General features: G+C 61.6%; 17 protein-coding genes. 7 read left to right on the top strand and 10 right to left on the bottom strand.

Features of this window, described 5'->3' with window-relative positions:
* Positions 1 to 14 precede the first annotated feature (14 nt).
* Both ACTJLD_RS26115 and ACTJLD_RS26110 read right to left on the bottom strand, forming a co-directional pair.
* On the bottom strand, positions 15 to 530 hold the full coding sequence (locus ACTJLD_RS26115; RefSeq protein ID WP_175764485.1) for a hypothetical protein: 516 nt from the start codon (positions 528 to 530) through the stop codon (positions 15 to 17).
* Between the two features lie 9 nt (positions 531 to 539).
* Positions 540 to 1,634, bottom strand: a complete 1,095-nt coding sequence (locus ACTJLD_RS26110) for a helix-turn-helix domain-containing protein (RefSeq protein ID WP_265096721.1) — start codon at positions 1,632 to 1,634, stop codon at positions 540 to 542.
* A gap of 455 nt (positions 1,635 to 2,089) precedes the next feature.
* Here ACTJLD_RS26110 and ACTJLD_RS26105 point away from each other — a divergent pair, with 455 nt between their 5' ends.
* Positions 2,090 to 2,404: a hypothetical protein gene (locus ACTJLD_RS26105; protein WP_012464916.1), complete on the top strand. Its 315-nt coding sequence runs from the start codon at positions 2,090 to 2,092 to the stop codon at positions 2,402 to 2,404.
* Complete coding sequence (locus ACTJLD_RS26100; protein ID WP_151062575.1) at positions 2,397 to 2,684, top strand: helix-turn-helix domain-containing protein; 288 nt, start codon at positions 2,397 to 2,399, stop codon at positions 2,682 to 2,684. The genes ACTJLD_RS26105 and ACTJLD_RS26100 overlap by 8 nt, the downstream gene beginning before the upstream one ends.
* 966 nt (positions 2,685 to 3,650) lie before the next feature.
* Here ACTJLD_RS26100 and ACTJLD_RS26095 read toward each other — a convergent pair.
* The 4 genes from ACTJLD_RS26095 to ACTJLD_RS26080 form a co-directional block, all read right to left on the bottom strand.
* Positions 3,651 to 3,947, bottom strand: coding sequence for an H-NS histone family protein (locus tag ACTJLD_RS26095; protein WP_151062579.1), 297 nt, complete (start codon positions 3,945 to 3,947; stop codon positions 3,651 to 3,653).
* Positions 3,948 to 4,275: 328 nt separating this feature from the next.
* Positions 4,276 to 4,581, bottom strand: coding sequence for a hypothetical protein (locus tag ACTJLD_RS26090; protein ID WP_151062580.1), 306 nt, complete (start codon positions 4,579 to 4,581; stop codon positions 4,276 to 4,278).
* 625 nt (positions 4,582 to 5,206) lie between these two features.
* Entirely contained in the window at positions 5,207 to 5,614 is a 408-nt protein-coding gene (locus ACTJLD_RS26085; RefSeq protein ID WP_414842384.1) for a hypothetical protein, read from the bottom strand.
* Positions 5,615 to 5,818: 204 nt separating this feature from the next.
* On the bottom strand, positions 5,819 to 6,154 hold the full coding sequence (locus tag ACTJLD_RS26080; RefSeq protein WP_151062582.1) for a hypothetical protein: 336 nt from the start codon (positions 6,152 to 6,154) through the stop codon (positions 5,819 to 5,821).
* 287 nt (positions 6,155 to 6,441) lie between these two features.
* Between ACTJLD_RS26080 and ACTJLD_RS26075 the strand changes: the two genes are divergently transcribed.
* The 5 genes from ACTJLD_RS26075 to ACTJLD_RS26055 all read left to right on the top strand — a co-directional run bounded on the left by ACTJLD_RS26075 (position 6,442) and on the right by ACTJLD_RS26055 (position 13,151).
* Complete coding sequence (locus tag ACTJLD_RS26075; RefSeq protein WP_062911871.1) at positions 6,442 to 6,768, top strand: H-NS histone family protein; 327 nt, start codon at positions 6,442 to 6,444, stop codon at positions 6,766 to 6,768.
* Positions 6,769 to 6,895: 127 nt separating this feature from the next.
* The gene (locus ACTJLD_RS26070) at positions 6,896 to 7,807 is read left to right on the top strand and encodes an SOS response-associated peptidase family protein (protein WP_151062583.1); all 912 of its coding nucleotides are present in this window, start codon (positions 6,896 to 6,898) and stop codon (positions 7,805 to 7,807) included.
* A 73-nt stretch (positions 7,808 to 7,880) separates the two neighbouring features.
* The gene (imuA, locus tag ACTJLD_RS26065) at positions 7,881 to 8,597 is read left to right on the top strand and encodes a translesion DNA synthesis-associated protein ImuA (protein ID WP_151062584.1); all 717 of its coding nucleotides are present in this window, start codon (positions 7,881 to 7,883) and stop codon (positions 8,595 to 8,597) included.
* Positions 8,518 to 9,996 (top strand): Y-family DNA polymerase, encoded by a 1,479-nt coding sequence (locus ACTJLD_RS26060; RefSeq protein WP_170297401.1) that lies wholly within the window; start codon positions 8,518 to 8,520, stop codon positions 9,994 to 9,996. Before imuA ends, ACTJLD_RS26060 begins: the two co-directional genes overlap by 80 nt.
* Positions 9,997 to 10,001: 5 nt before the next feature.
* Complete coding sequence (locus ACTJLD_RS26055) at positions 10,002 to 13,151, top strand: error-prone DNA polymerase (protein WP_151062585.1); 3,150 nt, start codon at positions 10,002 to 10,004, stop codon at positions 13,149 to 13,151.
* A 26-nt stretch (positions 13,152 to 13,177) separates the two neighbouring features.
* Here the strand turns inward: ACTJLD_RS26055 and ACTJLD_RS26050 are convergent, their stop codons facing one another.
* The 4 genes from ACTJLD_RS26050 to ACTJLD_RS26035 all read right to left on the bottom strand — a co-directional run bounded on the left by ACTJLD_RS26050 (position 13,178) and on the right by ACTJLD_RS26035 (position 18,606).
* Positions 13,178 to 13,438, bottom strand: coding sequence for a hypothetical protein (locus tag ACTJLD_RS26050; protein ID WP_233629096.1), 261 nt, complete (start codon positions 13,436 to 13,438; stop codon positions 13,178 to 13,180).
* A gap of 209 nt (positions 13,439 to 13,647) precedes the next feature.
* Positions 13,648 to 14,502, bottom strand: coding sequence for a peptidylprolyl isomerase (locus ACTJLD_RS26045; RefSeq protein ID WP_151062586.1), 855 nt, complete (start codon positions 14,500 to 14,502; stop codon positions 13,648 to 13,650).
* Between the two features lie 96 nt (positions 14,503 to 14,598).
* Positions 14,599 to 16,332: a ShlB/FhaC/HecB family hemolysin secretion/activation protein gene (locus ACTJLD_RS26040; RefSeq protein ID WP_151062710.1), complete on the bottom strand. Its 1,734-nt coding sequence runs from the start codon at positions 16,330 to 16,332 to the stop codon at positions 14,599 to 14,601.
* A gap of 207 nt (positions 16,333 to 16,539) precedes the next feature.
* A complete protein-coding gene (locus ACTJLD_RS26035; protein WP_151062587.1) occupies positions 16,540 to 18,606 on the bottom strand; it encodes a two-partner secretion domain-containing protein in 2,067 nt (688 codons plus the stop codon).
* Positions 18,607 to 18,688 lie beyond the last annotated feature (82 nt).

Raw genomic sequence — 18,688 nt, 5'->3', positions numbered from 1 at the left:
TACATAGGACATCCTTACAGGATATTCATTCTCAATTGAAGACGCAGGGTGCTCAGCCAGTCTTCCTGGAAATGGGGCTGCAGGTTGTCCAACTGCTTGCGCCCAACGCCCGCACTTTGTCCGAGTTGCTGCAGAGATGTTACCCGATCCAAAAGTGTTAGCACGTGTGTGGCACGTATCGCGGCGCGGTCAGCCGTGGAAATTGCGGTCAGAACGGCATCGTCGGGATTCGCATGGAGCCAAGCCATTAGATGATGCTCACCGTCGTCCAGTGCAGGAAGATGCGGGCAATCGAGCCGGAGCATTGCCAGCATTGTGTCATCAACGGCATGCACTCGCGCCAAGCCACCAATGAGTTCGGGGCGAGGAATCTGTACGCGACCGGGCTGAAGCGGGTCCCCAGTGCAGCATTCAATTACACAGCATTCGACGGTTTCAACTTCGAAATGGTGACATAGTGCCTTCCAGCAATTGATGCGAAAAGCCTCAATGATCACGCATGTGTCAACCAATACTCGCGGCTTAGCCATTTACAGGACCTACATCGAAAACGGCACGGCCTTCCCATGCTCCGTCATCAGTTCTGCAAGCTGATCAAGTCTCATCGAAAGCGCCTTGGCGGCCTTACGAGCAGAAACGTGACCATGTGCGATTCCGTCGTGCAACAGAGTAGCGAACGAAGCAGAGAGCAGCTTCGGCATTTCCGTACGAGCCTTCGGGGTGTAAACCTCGCGCAACGCATCACAGATTGATTTGTCGATCATCTTCGCATTGAGCAACCGATAGGCGAGTGCACCGGTGGAAACCTGCAACTCACGCGCAACGCTCGCTAGATACGCCGCATCTGTCAGATGCTCCTGCGGGATTAGCTTGTCGAGAGTAGCCTTGGGCATTAGCACCGCGGCAGCGAAATTATCTGCGAGTTGCTCGATGCGTGGGACACGCTTTCCAGCAGGCTGATCACTTGGATCGCGCCGATCCGGCGGCATGGCGTCCCACGTGAGCGCATGAAACAACTCGTGCGCCACATCGAAATTGCGGCGTACGGTCGACTCCTGACGGTTAATGACGATCACCCCTAGATCTGATAAGCGACACATCGCTCCCGAAATATCTTTGGGATCCATAGCGACTTCTGCGTCAATGAAGAGCACAGAAATGTCGAGCTTGCGTTCGATGTGATCGACCAGCTTCTCAGACGGAATAGTTCCCAGTTCTAGCTCCTGAGCCACCGCTTCCCCCCAAGCCCAAGCATCCTCGAATGTGGGATGGGGAGGTATGCGAAGCATCGGCGTGAGTGCTCTGGAGGGACCGTGAAGTGCAACTTTGAGATGCCGCATAAGGCCGACGAGTTGGCCGATACGAGACTCGAACTCGTCTAGGAGCGCGTCAGGCACCGTTTGTGCAACTCGCCACGAAAAGCGAGCCTCACCGGTGACAACAAATGGGTCAATAAACCAGTCAATCGCGTGACCGAGTACTTGACTTGCCCGCACGAGCTCCGCAGCTTGCACACGTCGATCGCCATTTTCGATAGTCGAAAGCGTTTGCCGATCTGCGAAGCCAAGTGCCTCTGAAAGCTGTGCTTGCGTCATACCCGCGGATTCGCGGGCCGCACGAATGCGTGCCCCCATCCTACGGGCGGAGTCTTGAAGGATATGCTCGTGCGTACTCATTCACGCATGATAATCTTGCACCATAAATTTTGCAAGATTTGTGGTGGCGATCCGCTTAATGAGGGAGCAGTGAAGTTGTCTTGTCGCGCCCGCTGGTACAGATGTCGAAACTGTCCGACCTAAAGTTGACATAATTAACATTATCGATTAAATGGGGTCGGAAGGATTATTCGCCTCTCTGGAGGCGACCTCGCGCATTTCCACGCCCTCGACACATTTCCCCTCGGCCGCTGTAACTCGTCGCAACGGCCACCGCGGCCAAGGTCGGGTTCGAACTCCGGTTGCGCGTCGAGACCGTAGAGGCGCGTATCGCGAACTTTTGATGGCACCGGCCACGGGCCGCCGACCGGTTTCAGCATATCGACATAGCGGTTGACTTGCCAACTATGCGCCAATGGCGTATAGTATTCGCCATGTACACCATCATCGAAACCCCGATTTTTCAGCGGTACGCAGATGAAATCTGGCGCAACGACGAGCGAGAGGCGTTCATCAACTGGCTCGCGGACAATCCTCTAGCCGGCGACGTGATTCCCGGCACGTCGGGACTGCGCAAAGTGCGCTGGTCGCGCGCCGGGATGGGGAAACGCGGCGGTTCGCGCGTCATCTACTACAACCTGCTCGATGACGGCGAAATCTGGCTACTGATTGCGTACACGAAAGCGAAGTTCGACAACCTGCCGACGAGCTTTCTCAATCAACTTCGTGAGGAAATCGATCGTGGATAAGGAAATGGAACAGTTTCAAGCGGACCTGCTGAAGTCGGTCCGCCAAATGAAGGCTGGTGTTGCTGGCCGCACGACGCGCGTACAGCCGACTGAGGCATCCATTGCGCGCGCAAAGGTCGGCTTGTCGCAATCGGAGTTCGCCAGCCTGCTCGGCGTATCGGTACGCACCTACCAACAGTGGGAACAGGGCCGCCGCAACCCAACCGGCGCGGCGCAGACGTTGCTGCGCGTCGCCGTGCAGCACCCCGAAGCCCTGAAGGATCTTCAGCTGGCCGGCTGATCGCCACAGCGGACAAGACAGGAGATCCTACCGAACAGGGCTTTCGCGTGCGACGACCGATGACGGTGTGAACACAGCGACAACCTGGTCTACGCGATGACGACGATCACTGGCAACGCCGATGAGCACCGCTGTGCAATGAGCTCGATCGACGCCTCGAATGTCTCGACCTTAACGCGCGCGAGGACTGTAATCGTGCACCGCTATTAAAACAGGGAGAGTTGGCGTGGATCTCGTGTGGCTACCGAGATGCAGTCGACATCCTTCCCGAGACGTTGCATCCAGGCAATCACGGGGACGCGCGTCCCATCAACGATTAAGTCGAAGGCAAACGCTTCGAACCCCTCCCGGACAAGATGCGTCAGAGGGCGCCACGCTGGCGCCCAACCTCGCGCGCGCGTACGCGCTAGTAATTGACGTTTGGTCAGACCCGGCACGCACTCGCGGACGAAACGGGAGCAGGCGTCGGGCACCGACTCAGGAGGGAACGTCGGTGGTAACGCGAAAGCCGATAACCGTAAGATGTCTGTCATCGTCAGTTCTCTACAACAACGACAACTGACCCGGGATGCCTGGGCGGCCTGCTTGATTGCTTTCTTTTGCAGCTGAGCTCTGCTGGTTCGTGGACTGAGTGCCCTCGGCGCCCGATTGATGCTTCCGTACCCAATCGGCGCCAAGCACATCGGACGAGAACACAACGCCAGGTGCAATCTGCACAAGTTCGCTCATCTGCGGATGTTCCTAAGCGGATTGAATGTCGAAGTGAGCCGCAGCATACCGCGCGCTGCAGTTCCACACTTCGACGCCGTTTCGGGTGAAGGTAGCCCATCCATCCTTGACGATCATCTCAGCGTACGGAAATACTTCGCCGTGTCCCATTGCCTTGGCCGCCAAGACCGTCCGTTCACGGCATATCGCCCGATAATTTCCATCATGCAGGGTTAACGGCGTCGAGCTCAACCCCACTCACTGCTCGATCAAAAACCGGTCGCGGTTCTTCGCGTTTGCAATCCAGTGAGGTGCCTTGCCACGCCCGCTCCAGGTTGCTCCCGTTTTCGGGTCGCGATATTTCGGCGCGACCGGTGCCCGCGTCCCCGACACCGGAGCGCGCCGACGTCCGAAAAGTTGCTCAGGCGTGATGCCATATTCGGCGATCTGCTCACGGATGATTGCGATGATGCTTTCCAGCTCGGCAACGCGTGCTTCTTCCGCTTGCTGCGCCAGTGCTTCTGCCTGAGCTTTCAGTTCGAGATAGGTAGCCATGTATGTGAAGGAACTCCGACTTAGAAGGTTGGCCAGTGGTCGAGATGGCTTGGAGCGTAGATGCAAACCCTCTGTCCACAACCGACACATTATATTCCTGCGATGAGGAAAAAAGACCGTTTCATCGGGGTGCATGGCGATCATGGGCAGCCCCCGTGACCACCGCCTATTCGAGCTGCACACGGCTCTCGAAGAGCGGTTAAATTGCATTCCGAGTTAGGATTCACAAAATTGTATCTAGCGAATTTTTCATTGCGATAGCAAAGTTTTAATGTCGCATCCGGCGCGCAGACATGGACGATGCCGCGGCTTGATGTTGTTTTCCGAGTCACCAGCTCGCGCCGTTACGAGATTCAAACTCCGCGCCGAGGACAATGGGCCGCCATTTGTACGGGATTCGATTCTGTTTCAAATAACGTCGTACGACGTTCCATTGACGATGCCCAATCAAGTGTTCTACACAACCACGTGGGACAGCGCCGTCTTCGCCGCCTGACATATCTGCGCAGCCGAAAACCCTGTAGAGAGAATTCTCGCTTTTCAACTGGATGCCAATATCGGCGCTTGCGTTGTTGCCGGTGAGAAGTCGCCTATTCGATTTACCCATACTGTCCTCACTATTCTGATTTGCCACGTTCATCTCATATGACGCATAATTTTCGCGTTTTCCAGTATCAAATCCCGACGGTGCAAGGCAGGTCTGCGTGCAGTGTGTCGATCACATCGAAACGAATTCGACGATACCTGCCGCCGCGGTTCCGATTACGGTACCGAAAGCGCACACTGCTAGGACTTCCCACATCTTTCTTTGAGCAATTGCTCGGCGAATTGAGGCCTTGTCTGCGACCCGGGGCCCGATGAAGCATGCGGTGCGCCGTTCCTCATTGACGGAGGTACGCACTCTACCGTCGTCAATCGCCTCAGCCAATACTGAAGGCATTGGCAAATACGTCGCCAAGATCCATCGAATCGTCTTCATTCGTGCTCTCGCTGATTGTCCCTATCGTTCGCGTTCGATTTCGAGCGCTAGTGCCGATCTCGACCCGCGAGAATGCCGTGAATAGCGAACCCAAACAGAGCGATGTTGAGCGCCATGCCTGCCGGCCACGGGATGACGCCGGTTCTCGCGAGAAGAATGCAGCCGATGGATACCATCAAAAAGGCAAGGTAGGACCATGGCGAAAATTCTTCGAGGAACTTGTCGATGTGTCGAAACATGTGACGGCCCAAAGGTAAGATCGCAACGATTCATCGGGTTGCTAGGGGCGTCGTGTGACGCTAATCGTACTCACTGAGCATTTTTTGTATGCCCACAGGCCCCGAATAGCCTCTCCATCCGACCATCGATCACTTTGCGGATGGCGTCCTGCGAGGTTCTCGAGCCCAGACAAAACGACGACAAGCAGGACCCCTGCTTGCGAGGCGGTCTGTCCCTGGAGTGGAAAGAAGCAAACTACCGCCGCTGCCAGAAACGTTGCTCCCACCCCTGCAGCGTACACCGCGATGCGCCGTGGCCGGGATATTGGCAGCCATTTGAATTCGACGTGACCGGTGAATGGCAACCAACCAAGCAGGAGCCGGAAATTCGGGCCGAACTGAAGGGCCAAGCGCAGCTTTCCGCCACCAAGTCTAAGCTCCGAAGCGGGCATGCCGAAGGCGATCCCCATCAGCAGATGCCCAAGCTCGTGAATGACCGTCGATACCGGAACGGAAAGCCAAGCTGACGCCACTAACATGAGCGCAGGGTCGCGGTACGCCGGATAGAGATAAGCTGCAGTCGCGCTTGCGTAGATAAGCAAAATTGTGACTATGGCCCCAACGCTGAAAGACCATATTCGACTGAGTTTTCCTGTCGCTATCCCGTCCACCGGTTACATGACCCAGAAGTATGAAGCGGCAAGAAGTCCCAACGCTACGCTGGCGGTTGCGGCCGCGATCAAGACGAACCGATCACCTTCTCTCAATGGGCCGTTTTCGTTCCAGACGGTTACGGTGAATGCCGTCGCGGCTAGGTAGGCAACAGTAAGCGTCAGAAAGGCCGCGACACCGTTCTTCGGCATCGGGTGCCCAAACATTGAGCCGATCGAGAACATCACTATGAATGTCGAAATCGGAAGTGAGAGTGCGATCAAGCGTGTCACGCCCCCGACCCGAACGCCATCCATGGTCGCAAAAATTCTCTTGCTCATCGTGGTCGTGTTTGACATTCTCAGTTTCTCCGTAACTCGAATCGGATTGGAACAACGCGATGGTAGTCCATTCGTGTGCGCTCGTTTTTCCAAAAGCTGCATGAAATAGGCCCTCTTTCGAGGGTTGCGACAGGCTGGCAGCTTGTAGTAGTAGCCGGGGCCCGGGCGGGACCACGGAGCTGTTGTACACATCAGATCCTATATCGGCAGTTGTGATTCAAGCTTGAGAGACCGGTGGGAAAAATCGGGCAACGAACCGATCATCCGTTACCATTCCGCCGTGTTGCAATAACCCGGCGATGATCGTGATCAATGAACTACAAGACCTACAGGCCCAACTCCGTGAATTGAACATTCGGCTCGCGGATCTGAAGAAGGACGAGAAGCAGGCGTATTTGGCAGATATCCAGGAGCGCGTGGCGCTCTACGGTATCACCGAAGATGAACTTCTGCGCGCGGCAGGTTTCCGGAAATCCCGCAAACCACGGGCGCAAGCGAAGTACTACGATCCCTCGTCGGGTAAGCAATGGTCTGGATTCGGGCCGCGACCGAAATGGCTGGAAGGCAAGAATCTCGATGACTATCTGATCGAGCGTGCTGCAAAACCGTGGTGGCCGGGAGAGGATGCCTGACGACTCATCCCCGCGTCGATCGTGCCGGGAGAACGTTCGGCGGTCGGCCGACCGTAGCGACAGTGGTAGGTCCATGCTCAAAGCTTGCGGTACCCTGTCCCTGAACGGTTGCTTATGGGGCACGGCAATGTGCTATTCCGCAAAGATCCAAGCCAACTACCGGGAGTATGTGCGGCGCTATGGCGCCGACATGGACATCGAGACGTTCAGGCGCATCTTCTTCGCGCGTGCGGCCGGGAGCGACATCAAGATCCCGAAAGCGGTCGACGCCGCGTTCGCTGGTGTCGACGACGAAATCTCGGCCGCGATCGCCGCGTATCGGAGCCGGTGGACACGAAAGCTGGAGACCGCTCTGTTCGAGCAGCGAGCGCGGCTCGTCGCGGCCGAGAAAAAGCTCGCCGTGAAGATCACGAAGAAGGCCAGCGAGGACGTCCGAATCGCCACGAACAAGATCGATGCGGCAACGCGCGGGCTCGACGATCTTCGCCGGCAGGACCTACAGGAGCGCGATTCGCGGATCTTCCCCGGTTGGTATGCGCCCGTGCTGATCGAGCTCGACGGCAAGCGCCTGATCGTACCGATGCGGTATCGATGCCGCATTCCCGGTTGGACCGAAACGGACGAGCGTGCCAAGGACGGTTCGTATAACGCCAGGACCGATTCGCTCAGTACCGCCTGGCGGAAGGTGTTTGGCTTCACGCATGGCCTCTTGCTCGTCGACGCTTTTTTCGAAAACGTGAAGCGCGACGGCCAGAATGTCGTGCTTCGCTTCGACCCAACGCCTCCGCAACACATGCAGGTCGCCTGCCTGTGGACCCGCACCGAGATCCCTGGCGCCGACGATTTATGGTCCTTCGCGGCGATCACCGACGACCCACCCCCGGAAGTGGCGGCTGCCGGACACGACAGGTGTATTGTCCCCATTAAATCCTCGAACGTCGACGCCTGGCTCGCGCCGGATCCAAGCCGGCGCGCGCAACTGCGCGAGATCCTCGCCGACCGCGAGCGGCCGTACTACGAGCACCAACTCGCAGCGTAAACGCGGGGGTTGGTGGGCCGGTTATCTCTGTCATATACTGTACAAACATACAGTGTTTTGCGTAACCGACCCCATGCATCCCGCCCTCGCCCATCCAGAAGCAATCCATCCCAGTTTATGGCGCGCCAGCCAACTGGCGCGCTCAAGCGTGCGCGGCGTCGACACGGGCCATCCGGACTTGACGCCCGAACTGCCCGGCGGCGGCTGGCCGGCCGGCGCGCTGATCGAGCTGCTCGCAACGCAGCCTGGTATCGGCGAGCTTCGGCTGCTGGCGCCGGTGCTCACGCGTGCGGCCGGCAAGCCGGTCATGCTGATCCAGCCGCCACACGCGCTGCAACCGTTGGCGCTCGCGTATTGGGGTATCGATCCGGCCGGCTTCGTAACGCTGCCGGCGCCGCGCACGGCCGACGCGCTGTGGGCAGCCGAACAGGCGCTGCGTGCCGGCACGTGCGCTGCCGTGCTGCTCTGGCAGTCGCACGTCCGTGCTGACGCATTGCGGCGGCTCAATCTGGCCGCGCAGAGCGGCCAGGCGCTGTTCTACCTCTTCCGGTCTGCGGCCGCCGCGCGCGATGCGTCGCCGGCACCCTTGCGGCTCGCGCTGGCGCCCAAGCGCGACGGCATCGACGTCACGTTCGTGAAGCGCCGCGGGCCGGCACGCGACACGCCGCTGTTCGTTCCCCTGTCCCCCTCGCCGATTTTGTTGAACCGCCATGCAAGTCTGGATCGGCGTGCTGCTGCCCCACGTCAACATAGAAGTGTTCCGGCCGCGATCGCCGGCGCCGTCGCCTGACGATGCGCGCGGGCTCGTCGTGCTCGAGGGCGGCCGCGTCGTGGCGCTCGATCGCGCCGCACGCGCGCTCGGCGTGGTCGCCGGCATGCGCCGCGGTGGCGTGCTATCCCTCGCGCCGGACGCGCAGATACGCGAGCGCGACGCCGCGCGTGAGCGCGAGCTCGTGCTTGGCGTTGCATATTCGCTTTTGCAGTTCACGCCAAGCGTCGTCGACGCCGACGAAGCCGTGGTGTTGCTCGACGTGACGGCGAGCCTGCGCCTGTTCCACGGCATCCGCGCGCTGCGCCAGCGCGTGCGCGACGTTGTCGCGTCGTTCGGCGTCACGGCGGCGATATCCGTCGCGTCGTCGGGCCCGGCCGCGTGGATGGTCGCCCGCGGCCTGCGCGGCGGCCTCGCGCTGTCTGCGCGATCGCTGCGCCGCGCGCTCGCGCGCGTGCCGCTCGTCGTGGCGCCGGACGCCCGGCGCTACGCGAACTGGTTTGAGGATCTCGGCTGCGAAACGCTGGCCGATCTGCAGCGCTTGCCGCGCGCCGGGCTGAAAAAGCGCTGCGGCACGCAGCTGCTCGACTGGCTCGACCAGGTCGCCGGCGCCGCGCCGGCCGCCTACGACTGGCTCGAAATGCCGCCGTCTTTCAACACGCGCGTTGAACTGATGGATCGCGTCGAGCACGCCGAGGCGCTGCTGTTCGTCGCGCGCCGGCTGATCCTGCAGCTGACCGGCTGGCTCACCGCGAAGCAGCTGGACGTCGCCGCGTTCGCACTGCTGCTCGAGCACGAGCGCGGGCGGGACGCGATCGCCCCGACCGAGATCGAAATTTCGTTGGGCGCCCCTACCCGCTTCGAGGAACACCTGACGCGACTGGTCAAGGAGCGGCTCGGCCACGTCGAGCTCGTCGGGCCCGTGATTGCGGTGCGCCTGGTCGCCCGTCGCGTGCAGGAAGCGGCCGCGCCGAGCGACTCGCTGTTCCCGGAACCCGGCGGCAAGCCGCAGGATCACGCGCGGCTGCTCGAACTGCTGACCGCGCGGCTCGGCGCCGAGAACGTGCTCGTCCCGGCTCCCATGGCTGACTACCGTCCGGAGCCGGCCGCCCGATGGGTGCCGATGCGCGACGCGCCGAAGCCGGCGCCGCTGCCGGCGGATCTGCCACGCCCGGCGTGGCTGCTTGCCAAGCCGGTGCCGCTGCTCACGCGCCAGCATCGCCCGTTCTACGGCACGCCGCTGCGCATGGTGTCGCCCGGCGAGCGCATCGAAGGCGGATGGCAGGACGGGCAGACCGTGACGCGCGACTACTTCGTTGCCGAGGACGACCACGGAGTCTGCTACTGGATCTACAAGGAGCGGCCGACGGCCAGTGACGAAAGCGAATCCCGCTTTTTCCTGCACGGCCTCTTCGGCTGATCGTCATGGACGCCGGCAGTTTCGGCGCCCTGCCCGCATACGCGGAACTTCAGGTCGCCTCCGATTTCTCGTTCCTGCACGGCGCGTCGCGCGCGGAGGAATACGTGGCACGCGCGGCGCAGCTCGGCTACAGCGCGATCGCGATCACCGACGAATGCTCGCTCGCCGGCGTCGTGCGTGCGCACGTCGAAGCGAAGGCGGCGAACATGCCGCTGATCATCGGCTCGCACTTCCGGCTGACGGCCGCCGACGGCTCGCCCGCGCTCGCCTTCACCGCGCTGGCGATGAATCGCGATGGTTACGGCAACCTCTGCGAATTCATTTCGCTCGGTCGCATGCGCAGCAAGAAAGGCACGTACCGCCTAGCGCCGCTCGATCTCGAGCACCCGGAAACTCCGTACAGCCACCTCCGGAGCCTGCCCGACTGCATCGCGATCCTGTCGCCCGACTTCCCGGCCAACGAGCAGCGCTTCGACGCGCAGGTCGAATGGTTCGCGCGCGTGTTCGGCGATCGCGCATGGGTCGCGCTGACGTTGCACGCACGCGCGATGGACGACATCCATCGCGGCGTGGTGGAGCGCGTCGCCGCGCGCCACGGCGTGCCGGTGGTGGCCACCAGCTGGCCGCTGATGCACGTTCGGTCGCGCAAGCCGCTGCAGGACGTGCTGACGGGAATTCGCGTCGGCCGACCGGTAACGGAGTGCGGGTACGAGCTCGCGCCGAACGCGGAGCGTCACCTGCGATCGCGTCTGCGGCTCGCCAACCTCTATCCCGCCGGCGCGCTCGAGGAAACCGTACGCGTCGCACGGCGCTGCACGTTCTCGCTCGACGACCTCAAATACGAGTATCCCGACGAACTGGTACCCGCCGGCACCGACCCGGCGACGTACCTGCGCGAGCAAACCTACATCGGCGCGCGACGGCGTTTCCCGGATGGCATCCCGGTCGACGTCCAGGCGCAGATCGAGCACGAGCTGCAGCTGATCGCCGACCTGAAATACGAGGCGTATTTCCTGACCGTCTACGACATCGTGCAGTTCGCGCGCGAGCAAGGCATCGTGTGCCAGGGACGTGGCTCGGCCGCGAACTCGTCCGTTTGCTACTGCCTCGGCGTGACCGAGGTCGACCCGTCGCGGCAATCGATGCTGTTCGAACGGTTCATCAGCAAGGAGCGCAACGAGCCGCCGGACATCGACGTCGATTTCGAGCATCAGCGCCGCGAAGAGGTCATGCAGTACATCTACCGCAAGTACGGCCGCGATCGCGCAGCGCTGACGGCCGCCGTCACGACGTACCGGCCGCGCAGCGCGTTACGGGAAGCCGGCAAGGCGCTCGGCGTGGATCCGGCGATCGTCGAGCGCGTGGCAAAGCAGCATCACTGGTTCGACTCGCGCGCCGATCTGCTGCAGCGGTTTGCCGAGGCCGGCCTCGATCCCGAAGCGCCGCTGAACCAGCAGTGGGCCGGATTTGCCGCGCAGCTGCTCGGCTACCCACGGCACCTGTCGCAGCACTCAGGCGGCTTCGTGATCAGCCGCGGCAAGCTCACGCGACTCGTGCCGGTCGAGAATGCGGCGATGGAGAATAGGTCGATAGTCCAATTTGATAAGGATGACCTGGAAGCGCTCGGGATCTTGAAGATCGACGTCCTGGCGCTCGGCATGCTGTCGATGGTGCGCCGCGCGCTCGACATGATCTCGGAGAAACGCGGCGAGACATTCGAACTGCAGGACATCCCGGCCGAGGACAAGGCGACCTACGACATGTTGTGCGACGGTGACAGCATGGGCGTGTTCCAGGTGGAATCGCGCGCGCAGATGTCGATGCTGCCGCGCCTGCGGCCGCAGTGCTTCTACGATCTGGTGATCGAAGTCGCGATCGTGCGGCCGGGCCCGGTGCAAGGCGGGATGGTGCATCCGTTTCTCCGCCGGCGCCAAGGACTGGAGCCCGTCACATTTCCGTCAGAAGGCATGGAGAAGGCACTGGCGCGCACGCTCGGCGTGCCGATCTTCCAGGAGCAGGTGATGCAGGTCGCGATGCTGGCGGCCGGCTTCTCCGCCGGCGAAGCCGACCAGTTGCGCCGCGCGATGGCGGCATGGAAGCGCAAGGGTGGGCTCGAGCCGTACCACGAACGTCTCGTGAGCGGCATGCTGGAGCGCGGCTACGATCGCGAGTTCGCCGAGTCGATCTTCGCGCAGATCAAAGGCTTCGGCGAATACGGCTTCCCGGAGAGCCACGCGGCCAGCTTCGCGCTGCTCGTCTACTCGAGCGCCTGGCTGCGTCGACACGAACCTGCTGTGTTCCTGGCCGCCCTGCTCAACAGCCAGCCGATGGGCTTCTACACGCCCTCGCAGCTGCTGCAGGACGCGCGACGCCGCGGCGTTGAGGTGCTGCCTGTCGACGTCAACGTGAGCACATGGGATTCAACGATCGAAGGGCCGACGACGTCGGCACCCGTGCGCCTCGGCTTCTCGCTGTTGCGCGGCATGCGCGAGGACGTCGCCGGCCGCATCGAGCTCGCACGCGCAGCGCGGCCATTCGTCGACGTCGCGGACCTCGCGCGCCGCGCGCAGCTGGATCGCCACGACCTGCAGGTGCTCGCGCGCGCAAACGCACTTCAATCGTTCGCCGGCGGCACCCGACGCGCGGCGCTTTGGCTCGCGGCCGCTGCCGTGCCTGATCGCGACCTGCTGCGCGGCACCGAACGCGACGACGCGGTGCCGGCGTTGCCTCAAGCGTCGGAGGGCCACGAGATCGTGACGGACTATCGCGCGATGGGCTTCACGCTCGGCCGGCATCCACTGGCGCTGCTGCGCGATCGCCTCGCGTTGGATCACCTGCAGTCGGCCGAGCAGCTGGCGACGTTGCGCAGCGGCCAGCTCGCGCGCGCGTGCGGCCTGGTCACGGTTCGGCAACGGCCGGGCACGGCGAACGGCGTGCTGTTCATGACGCTCGAGGACGAGACAGGCACGGTGAACGTGATCCTCTGGCCCGGTCTGTTGGAGAAGTTTCGGAAGGAAGCGCTCGGCGCTGCGTTGCTCGCGGTCTACGGCGTGTGGCAAGCCGAAGGTAAAGTGCGACACCTGATCGCTAGCAAGCTCGTCGACCGCAGCGACTTGCTCGGTGCACTGCCGACGACGTCACGGGAGTTTTGCTGACTTTGACGCACGACTGCTTTCGGTTGCTACCGGCCGCCATTTAGTCGACTCCCCGGTAAAGGAGAGCAGTTGGCGGACGTGGCAAAACGACCGAGCCTGTCCCATGCTTGAAGGTAGCGGTACTTCGGAACGGTGGCAACGAGTGCGTCCATTCTTAAAAGCAACTGCTCGATCTCTGGCAGGCGGTTGGTGGGCACATGCCACTCTCGTCCGTCAGCAGCAGAATCGATGCTGTCTTGCAGCACGGTCTCGGCTCCAAGGAAGAGCGCCAAGTCACTGTCGGACACGTCAGGCTCGACAAGAAAGTACCCTAGATAGAGCACCCTGAGTAACGCAATCAACGTCTCATGAGTGCCCTTTCCACTTCGGATAGCCGCAAGTGCCAGGTGGTTTTCGAGTGAGATGGCGCGGACATGAGTCGCCGGTAGAGGCAATAGCTCAGCCTTGCTACGTGGTCGTCGATTCGGGCGTTTTTGCGACATTCTGAGGACGGCGCTTACTGTTGAATCGTTGCATTCTTCATCAGTCCACCAACGAAAATCGCCGTCGCCTTCTCGAGCGCCAACGCCTGAAGTTGCTGCTGAATCGTCGCCTTCGCTATGTCAAACGATGGGACCTGCGTCGGTCGCTTCGCGTCGACCTTTACGATCGCGCGTGGGCCATTGGCGTCATTGCCGAGCGCGATCGACTGTGGCGTCACACCGCCTGCAGGCAATCGCGTAATCGCCTGCGCAACCGTGAGCGGCAACCCTTGCGTATTCCCGTCTGTCACCGGCGTCTTGAAGCTCACCCACGGCAGTTCACCGCCGGCAGCAGCGGTCGGCGCCTGGCTGTACTGCCGAGCCAGTGCGTCAAACGACTGACCCGCTTTCAGGCCGGCCATCACCGTCGCAGCGGTAGCCGCATCTTTCGTCACGATGATGCGCGGCTTGATCTCTTCCTTTCCGAGCGATGCGACGATCTCGTCGTAACGCGCCTTGACCTGTGCATCCGAGACAGGCTCGGGCTTCACGTTATCGCGTACGAAAAGTTGCGTCTCGGCAGTCGATTTCGCAAGCTGCATGGCCGCCTGCACTTCGGGCTTGCTGCCGTAGCTCGCCTTGTCCGCCGCTTGCTGAATCAGCACGCGCGCGATCAGTTGATTCTTGATCGCCTGGCGAAACTGCGGCGTATCGGGCTGGTGGGACGCCTGCAACACCGCGTCGACTTCTGCCTGGCTGATCGGCGTACCGTTCACCGTTGCGACAACACCGGCCGCCAACGTCGAGGACTGTGCGTGAGCCTGGACAGGCAACGCCAATTGCCAGGCAATCGCCGTCGCGATCAGAATTCGGTTGAACGTCGTCTGCATACTTGATGCTCCTGCCTGTATGAAAAAGCACAGCAACCGCGGTTGCTGCACAAAGTATCCGAAACTCAGGGCGAACCGGACACGACCAAACTCGCTCTAGTAAAACCAGTTCAAGGTGCCGAGCACCAGTGTCGCCTTGTTGCCAAGTGCGGCCGGCTGTGTCAACGCGCGACCGACCAGCACCTCGCCCGACAACGATTGCTTGCGCCACTGCCATTGCGCCCGCAGACCGGCGCCGATGCCGGCGAGCGTCGGAAAGCCCGACGCACCGATCAGGCTCGTCTTGCCGGCGTCGAGAAATACATACGGCTCGATACGACCTTCCTTCCACATCGGCACGTTAACCCACGCGAATTCGTTTCGCGCATAGAGGCCGCGGTCCCCTGCGATCTCGCCCGACCGAAAGCCGCGGATCGTATCCATGCCTCCGAGATAGAGCTGCTCCGAGCCGTACAGCGCTGTATTCGTGTACTGGCCACCCAAAACGCCACGGTACACCAGCACGGCCCCGTTCAGCCTGGGTAGTGGCAACGTCACCGTCGCCGTCGCATCGAGCTTGGTGAACTGGCTATGCGCCGCGTCGCGCGCAATGCCGTGTTCATCGTGATTCGCGCCAAACCACGGCAGTCCCTGCGACACCCCGCCGTTGAGGGTGAAATTCCCTTGCGCGTCGTTCATCGCAAACTTGTGCAGCCAGTTGCCGCCGATTCGTAGCACGGCAACGCGCTGCGGATCGAGGTCTGCTCCGTTGATCGTCCGATCGGTGCGACGCCACGAGAGCGTCGTATCGATGCTGGTGATGTCGCTCACGGTCCTGCCGACCAGATAATTCCAGCCGCAAATGTGCGAGAGCGTGCGGCCATAGAGCAGCGCCGTCGAGCCGATCAGCTGCTGATACTCGGAGTCCGCGATCGTGTAGCTGAACGTACTGCGCCCGAACGGCACGGCAAAAGAACCGACCAGCGCGTTGCTGTCCTGACTGTCGAGGAAGTTGACGCTAAACGACTCTTGCAAACCAAGCAGATTGTTCGCTTCGACACCGGCCCGATATCGCGTCACGCCCGTTGCCGAGCTGCCGTAGTTGTCGACGCCGAGGTTGAAATACAGCCGGTCGCCAGGCTTGTTGTCGATGGCGACGATCGAGTCACCGGCGTTCTGGCCCGGCAGGATTTGCACCGCGGCCTGATTGCGGCGCAGTCGGTTGATCTGCGCGACGCCTTGATCGATGTCCGGCAGACGAAGCGGGTCACCGGGCGAGACTGGGAATGCATTCGCATAGCCGACGTCGGTGAACCAACCGCCACCTGCCGAAGCTTCACCAGGTTTGAGGCGATGGATCGGTTGCCCGTTGACGACAAAAGCCGAGACGTGACCGACTTGAATCGTGACCGTGAGCGTGCCGGACGAGAGGTTCTGTTTGCCAAGCAGTGCGCGAGTCGTCACGTAACCCGCCGAAACGAAGGTATCCGTGAGACGTTTCAGCAGCACATTAATCCGATGCGAGCCGAGTTCGTGATTCGCAAACTCCCCGACGATCGAATCAAGTTTCGTTCGCGATACACCGCTGGGCGAGGCGAACGGCTTACCGTCGGCCGATTGCAGCAAGATCTGTCCGACGCGAAACGTTGGACCACTTTCGACAATCGCGTCGACCGGCGTGCCGGGCGGAACGTCGAGCGTCGTATCGGCTGGCGGTGGGACAGTCACCGAAGGCGGCGGCTGCTCGAGCTGACGCTGGCGCGCCTGTTCGCGCTGCTGCTCGATGATCAGTTGAGCGGGGTCCTGCACCGGCCGGACCGCCGGAGGCACCGTTTGCGCATGCGCCGGCATGTACCACGCTGCGAGGCTCGCGACCAGCAGCGGTAGCTTGTATCGGGGGTAGACGGGTGCTTTCATCGTTGTTGTGCGTGCAGAAACCCGTGAGCCGACGTGGCGTTGCGGGTCGCGCCACTCATCGATGCGGCGAAGACGACCGCGATAGTCAGAAAAGAGACGACGACTATGCCGGGGCGATTTTTCGTTCGATAGTTCATTCGCTTAACGCCACCACCACGTCGTCAGGCCCAAATGCTGATCGATGGAAACCGGCGTTCGCGACGGCGCACGCACGGTAGTGATACCGCCTGCAGCCGTCACGCCCTTCCCGCCGCTGAACGAACCGCCGTCGATCACACCGTCTCCGGTCAGAAAGACCTGTCCGTTCGCGGCAAAGCCGCCACCGATATCCATCGCGATCAGCTGCGCCCACGTGCTACCGAAGAACGCCTTGAAACCACGATCCTGATTGATCGCTGAGTAACCGGTCACGCCCTGCGCATAGGTGACGGGCGCGTCTACCTTGATGTCGCCCGTTGCGAAGACATTGCCGCCGACGTTGCGTGCGACGGTGCCGCTCTTGATCGAGATGCTGCCGCCCGCGCCGGATTGCGAACCGCCGCTCGCCTGGATCGTGCCGCCGTAGGGCGTGACGTTGCTCGACGCGTTGGCGTGACAGAAGATCCAGCAGCTGCGCGAATAGTTCGCCTTCCCCGAGAACACGGCCGCATTCGTGAACGCATTCTGTGCCGCAATGGTGATATCACCGGTAGTCGCTTGAATGACACCGCCCGAGTTCGTCACGTTCCGCCCGGTGATCGTCAACGGCCCGCTGGTCGTCGCGAGGTAGGCAATTTGGTCGGGCCGGTTGACGGTGCCGTAGTCGATATTCACGCCCGTCGTCGAATGCGTGAAGAACAGGAAGCTGCCGCCTCGATCCGTGTACGCGGTCGGCTGGCCGCCATTCGTGCCACCCGAATGGTCGATGACGTTCAGCACGTCGCCTGCCGCGGTCAGGCTCATGCCGCCGTTCGATGCGACGCGCGCGTTATCGTTGATAATATTGCCGCCCGCAGTCAGCGATGTCTTGCCGTTGGCCGAAAAAATGATGCCTTGATTGTTCGCGCTCGATCCGTTGCGAATATCGCCGGCAGCGATCAGCGTCAGGTCGCCGCCGGAAGGCGTGCCGTTTGTCGTCGTACCCGCCTGAATCACGCTGCCGACGTTCGTAATGGCACCGCTGCTCGTCAAGTTGACAGCATTGGTTGCACTGAGCGTCGACGGGCCGGCTGCATCGTCCGAGAGCGAGATCGAGCTGGCATGAACTGTCGCGTTGTTCCCGGCGTTCAGTTGGGCGCCCTGTAGGGTAACCGCGCCTGTCGTCGAAATCGAGGCGTCATGCGCGCCGAAGAACTGGTTGTCGGCGATCGTGACGTCGCCGGTCGACGTGACCACGGCATCGCCCGCGTTCGCGTAGAGCTTCCCGAGGCTTCGGACGCCCGCGCCCTGGTCGGTGATGACGAGTTCAACCCGTCCGGCCGTCAGTCCGCCGGCGGCCGTGATATCGACGGCGAGCGCTTTGCTCGTCGCGCCGGCAGACGATGCACCGATACGCCAGTCGTGTCCGTTGTCCGTGGGCGACATCCCGCCGTTCCAACTCGTCGTACTGCTGCCAACCGTGCCACGGATAAAACTCGGCACGCCAGTTTTGTTGTCGTAGGTATTCGTGACCGGCCCGTTCACAGCCAGTTGCTTGGCGACAAGGTCGAGGCCAATCAGGTCGCCTGTCAGGCCGCCGGCACCGATCGTGACCGCGCCGCGGTCCGTGTTCAGTACGATGTTGCGCTGCACCGTGCCCGGTGCAAGCGTTACGTCGGTGAAACTCACTTGACCGGTCGACAACACGACATGACCGGTGTTCGTGAAGCTTCCGCCGTCTACGGTCACCCCGTTCGGATTCGCCAGGATGACGTTTGCGCGTGGACCAAGGACGTTGATGTTGCCTTGGATCAGTGACGGGTTTGTGCTCGTGACTTGGTTGACGATCGTGCGTGCATTGATGCCGACGTTGTTGAGGTCCGCGCCAGCTCTCGAGATGCTGAAGGACGAATAGGTGTTGTTCGAAACGCCGCCGATTGCAGGTGCGATGTTGACGGTCTGTCGACCATTTGCCCCGTTAAGGACAGCTGTCGCGGTACCGCCGTCGGCGGTGATTCCGCCAGCATGGGCGCAGTATGGAACCGTTGCCCACGCTAAAAATAGACTGCGCCGCAGTATGCCAGTTAGCATCGATCCCCCGAATCGTTCTTGTATCTTTTAATAGCTGGACTCTTGCCCGATCAGTCTCCGTGAGACGATCATGTTCAGCTGG

The sequence above is a fragment of the Burkholderia sp. 22088 genome (assembly GCF_052045915.1).
Lineage (GTDB): Bacteria > Pseudomonadota > Gammaproteobacteria > Burkholderiales > Burkholderiaceae > Burkholderia > Burkholderia cepacia.
The sequence above is the reverse complement of the archived record's forward strand: the minus strand, read 5'-3'. Positions and strand labels throughout refer to the sequence as shown.

Coding starts and splice junctions, on each gene's coding strand:
- ACTJLD_RS26115 (WP_175764485.1), bottom strand. CDS start 530: ATGGCTAAGCCGCGAGTATTGGTTGACACATGCGTGATCATTGAGGCT.
- ACTJLD_RS26110 (WP_265096721.1), bottom strand. CDS start 1,634: ATGGGGGCACGCATTCGTGCGGCCCGCGAATCCGCGGGTATGACGCAA.
- ACTJLD_RS26105 (WP_012464916.1), top strand. CDS start 2,090: ATGTACACCATCATCGAAACCCCGATTTTTCAGCGGTACGCAGATGAA.
- ACTJLD_RS26095 (WP_151062579.1), bottom strand. CDS start 3,947: ATGGCTACCTATCTCGAACTGAAAGCTCAGGCAGAAGCACTGGCGCAG.
- ACTJLD_RS26085 (WP_414842384.1), bottom strand. CDS start 5,614: ATGGGGATCGCCTTCGGCATGCCCGCTTCGGAGCTTAGACTTGGTGGC.
- ACTJLD_RS26080 (WP_151062582.1), bottom strand. CDS start 6,154: ATGTCAAACACGACCACGATGAGCAAGAGAATTTTTGCGACCATGGAT.
- ACTJLD_RS26070 (WP_151062583.1), top strand. CDS start 6,896: ATGTGCTATTCCGCAAAGATCCAAGCCAACTACCGGGAGTATGTGCGG.
- imuA (WP_151062584.1), top strand. CDS start 7,881: ATGCATCCCGCCCTCGCCCATCCAGAAGCAATCCATCCCAGTTTATGG.
- ACTJLD_RS26060 (WP_170297401.1), top strand. CDS start 8,518: ATGCAAGTCTGGATCGGCGTGCTGCTGCCCCACGTCAACATAGAAGTG.
- ACTJLD_RS26055 (WP_151062585.1), top strand. CDS start 10,002: ATGGACGCCGGCAGTTTCGGCGCCCTGCCCGCATACGCGGAACTTCAG.
- ACTJLD_RS26045 (WP_151062586.1), bottom strand. CDS start 14,502: ATGCAGACGACGTTCAACCGAATTCTGATCGCGACGGCGATTGCCTGG.
- ACTJLD_RS26040 (WP_151062710.1), bottom strand. CDS start 16,332: ATGCCGGCGCATGCGCAAACGGTGCCTCCGGCGGTCCGGCCGGTGCAG.
- ACTJLD_RS26035 (WP_151062587.1), bottom strand. CDS start 18,606: ATGCTAACTGGCATACTGCGGCGCAGTCTATTTTTAGCGTGGGCAACG.